Annotated in this window: 3 protein-coding genes; all 3 read right to left on the reverse strand. The window is 58.5% G+C overall.

Annotated features, from left to right (window positions below; genetic code table 11):
- Positions 1-32 precede the first annotated feature (32 nt).
- Complete coding sequence (locus ACP159_RS25560; RefSeq protein WP_425098683.1) at positions 33-1,283, reverse strand: IS256 family transposase; 1,251 nt, start codon at positions 1,281-1,283, stop codon at positions 33-35.
- Between the two features lie 249 nt (positions 1,284-1,532).
- On the reverse strand, positions 1,533-2,885 hold the full coding sequence (locus ACP159_RS25565; protein WP_425102497.1) for an ATP-dependent DNA helicase: 1,353 nt from the start codon (positions 2,883-2,885) through the stop codon (positions 1,533-1,535).
- Between the two features lie 52 nt (positions 2,886-2,937).
- A protein-coding gene (locus ACP159_RS25570; RefSeq protein ID WP_425098180.1) for an IS3 family transposase occupies positions 2,938-4,118 on the reverse strand; the annotation gives its coding sequence in 2 pieces (ribosomal slippage) (positions 2,938-3,821 and positions 3,821-4,118; 1,182 coding nt in all).
- Between the last annotated feature and the right edge of the window lie 81 nt (positions 4,119-4,199).

Consider the following 4,199-nt stretch of genomic DNA (forward strand, 5'->3'; position numbering starts at 1 on the left):
ACGAAATATGCGCGAAAGTTGGTGACGCTTGATCAGGCGGCGGCTTGAAGGTGGCGGATGCCATCGCGGAACTCAACCCCGCTGATGACCTCAGGCAGGCGGTTCCGGCCGTCGAGCTTCCGCCATTTCTTCTGCGCGGCCATCATCAGCCTGAATGCCATGGCCAATCCGGTCTTCCTGCTGAGGCAGCCCTTGGTACGTTTCGTCCGGTGTCTGACGGTGGCGAAAGTACTCTCGATTGGGTTCGAGGTGCGGATATGTTTCCAGTGCTCGGCCGGGTAGTCGTAGAAGGTCAGCAGCGCGTCCTGGTCCTTGACCAGCTTGGCCACCGCCTTGTCCCATTTCACGCCATAGGCATCGACAAAAAAGTCGAAGGCGGCCGTCGCGGCGGCCCGGGTTTCGGCCTGCCAGATGTCGTGCAGGTGAGCCTTGGCCTTCGGCTGCACCGACTTCGGCAACGCATTCAGCACGTTCATGGTCTTGTGCAACCAGCAACGCTGCTCCTGCGTCGTGGGGAAGACTTCGCGCAGGGCCGTCCAGAAGCCGAGGGCACCGTCGCCGATCGCGAGCTTCGGGTCTTGGTTCAGGCCACGGCGCTTGAGGTCGAGCAGCACCTCGCGCCAGCTCTGGGTGCTTTCGCGGAAGCCGTCGGTCATGGCCAGCAGTTCCTTGCGGCCGTATTCATCCGCCCCGACGATGACCAGGACGCATTGCTTTTCCTCGGCCATGCGCGGTTTGAAGTAGACGCCGTCGGCCCAGATGTAGAGGAACCTCCGGGGTCCGAGATCGCGCTTTTCCCAAGCCTCGTATTCGGACCACCAGTCGGCTTTCAGGCGAGTGACGGTCTTGGCCGACAGGCCCTTGGCGTCCGGCCCAAGCAAAGCGGCCAGCGCCTCACCGAAATCGCCGGTGGAAACCCCTTTGAGGTAGAGCCAGGGCAGCAGTTCCTCGACCGACTTGGCCTTGCGCAGGTAGCGCGGCAGGATGCTGGGCGTGAAGGTAACCTTGCCCTCGCCAGGCTTGCGGTCACGGACACGCGGCACCCTCACAGCGACCGGCCCGATCCCGGTCAGGATCTCGCGCTCCGGCAGATGTCCGTGCCGGACCAGCCTGGCACGGCCGTCTGCCAACCTGTCCTCGGCGAAGGTGGCGAGAAGCGTGGCCAGTTCTGCCTCGACCGCCTGCTCGATCAGCTTGCGCGCGCCTTGGCGTATGAGGTCCGTCAATGGATCCGGCGAAAAGCCCGATGGATCGGGCAGCGTGGCGATGGTAGTCTCTGACATGTGGCATATCCCTTTCTCGGCTGAGAATTGACGGCGTCTGAACACCGCCATGATATGCCGCCCCTTAGGGCATCACCAACTTTCGCGCGTTACTCCCCGAAAACAGGTATGAGTAATGGAGAAGGAATAGAGGGGGGGTGAGGATAAGTAGGCCCGAACGGGGGAAGCGGCTGTCTAGGCAACTAGAAAAAAACGGGGAGGAAGCCCCGCCCGAACACCCAGAAAAGGATGCTCGGACGGGGAAGTGGTTTAGGCTGCTAGCGGTTCCAGAGGCCGATGGAGAGGCACCACCACTTCGTCTTGCGCCCGTTCGCAGAGGCCCTGCATCTCGTAGAAGATCACCTGCTTTCGGGCTCGGGTGATGGCTGTGTAGAGCAGGCGCTTGTGTTCTAACGGCGTCATGTTGTCTGGGCGTCGCAAGACGAATGCAGTGTCTATGAACACTGTGTCTACGGTCCGACCTTGTGACTTGTGAACCGTAGACAAATTGCTCAGCTCGAAGGCGTTCATAATTTTGAGCCAAGCGAAGATGGATATTGCTACGTCTGGCGTGATCTCCCCGTCATCGCACAGTGTTTTTACCCGAGCTTCATGACGTTTCATTTTCGTAGGATCATCTGGAATGAAGGCTGTGCGCTCGTCAGATTCAAAACGCAAGCGTTTGCCCGAAATAGAGATTTTCCCATCGGGATAGCCGTGCGAGAGCAACCCAGTGTACTCCAGCCGATCCTTCTCGACAGAATGTATGACTAGCTGCTCACCGTTCTTGAACAGACAGTCAGTCCGCTTGCTTGATACGACATCACCTGGACAAAGTTCGGCACTTTGCGCAGGCCTAACTGCCCCTCGTAGCTTGGAAAGCCTTTTGTTGCAGTAAGTTACTGCCAGGAATTCATCTTTTCTATCATACGCCTGACACAATTGGTTCTTAAAATCGTGACCGGTTACGACTTGAATTTCTCGATCAGCATAGATGCACGGCAGCTCGGCATCGGGATGGTGATCGATCAGATATCGAAGATTCTCGGCGAGAGCATAGATAGCGCTGTGCTTCGAGAAGCGGACGCTACCTTCCAGCATGACCATGGGATAGTCCTGATCAAGCACAACCATTTTGCCATCATGAGACGGAAGCTGACAAGGATCCCCGGAGTAGATGAGCTTCACGTTGAATGCCGTGGCGTACTCCTCAATCGCTTCGAATAGGAACGCATTCAACATAGAGAACTCGTCAACCACGATGTACTCGATGTTTGAAAAGCATAGGTGTGCGAGCTGCTTGGCCTTGGCTTCTCGGCGCTTCACAGTCGATGCACGAGTGTATCGGTCCCGCTGACCGAGGTTTGCGTCTCGCTCTTGGTACCACCCGATCGCAGAATAGACGGTGGAAACCTTATGGTTCTTGCTAGTCACTTGTTGTTTCAGCACCTCACAAGCAGGATGTGTCGGCGCCATGAACCATACATTTTTGCCTTCCAGCGCTACCGTGATAGCAAAGCTTTTGCCACTGCCAGCGCGTCCGGAGATGATCAGCCGATCACCGGGCTGCATGTTTTCAATCTGAATTTTGACCTGCTGTTGTTCGGGGTTCAAGGGGTACATGAGTGATCCTTTCTGAGCTACTCCCCATCTTTTGGCCAGTTTCCGGGGTGGTTTAAGCTACTCTCTGCCCCTGCTGGTCGGTTTCGATCTGGTTGAAGTAGACCACGGCGGGCGGCTGTCCGCCATGGGCGGCGTGAGGCCGCTGGTGGTTGTAGAAGGTGATCCATTGGCCAACCCCGGCCTTCGCCTGCGAGCCCGTCTCCCAGGCGTGCAGATAGACGCACTCATACTTCAGGGACCGCCAGAGGCGTTCGATGAAGATGTTGTCGAGACACCGGCCCTTGCCGTCCATCGAGATCCGGGTGCCGATCCGTTTCAGCCGGTCGGTCCAGGCGAAGGACGTGAACTGCGACCCCTGATCGGTATTCATGATCTCGGGCGGGCCGAAGCGGTGGACCGCCTCGTTCAGCGCCTCGACGCAGAAGTCGGCTTCGAGCGTGTTCGAGATGCGCCAAGTCAGCACCTTGCGGGTGAACCAGTCCATGATGGCAACCAGGTAGAGGAAGCCCCGCCGCATCGGAAGGTACGTGATGTCGGCGCACCAGACCTGGTTGGGCCGTTCCACCCGCAGGCCACCCAACAGGTAGGGGTAGGTTTTGTGCCCCTTGGCCGGTTTGCTGGTGTTCGGCTTCTGATAAATCGGCATCAAACGCATGAGCCGCATCAGCCGCCGGATACGCTTCACGTTCACAGCGTGGCCCTCGTTCTGCAGGTGCCAGGTCATTTGTTGGACGCCGTAGAACGGGGTTTCGAGGAACTGCCGGTCGATCAGTTGCATGAGCGCCAGGTTCACTGCGGTCTCGCCCAGCGGTGCGTAGTAGAACGACGACCGCGAGATCGACAGCAGGCGGCATTGCGCCCCGACCGACAGCGTGGGGTGAGAGCGTTCGATCATCCCGCGCCTCACTTGCCGGTCCAAGGCTTGAGCTTTCTGGACAAAAAATCGTTGGCGACGGCCAGTTCCCCGATCTTGGCGTGAAGCGACCGCACCGTCTCCTCGTCGACCTCGGCCTTCTTCTTCCCGCCGCGCTCGAAAATGTCAGATGCGCCTTCAAGCAGCGCGCTCGCCATTGTTCTTGAACCAATGGCGCACAATGGCTCGCTCCACTGATGGATCATGGTCGGATGCACGCCGTATTCCGCGGCCAGCTCCGACACCGTGCGCTCGCCCTTCAGGGCTTCCAGCGCCACGCGAGCCTTGAAGCCCGCGTCATGGTTCCTGCGTTTCGACATGTTCTGATCTCCTCGTTCTTAGAGACCAGCAGACGTCAGATAGTAGCTTCCGTCACTGTCCGATTTTCGGGGAGGAGCTCA

Origin of the sequence: Tropicibacter sp. S64 (genome assembly GCF_049803835.1) — a bacterium.
Taxonomy (GTDB): Bacteria; Pseudomonadota; Alphaproteobacteria; order Rhodobacterales; family Rhodobacteraceae; genus Pacificoceanicola.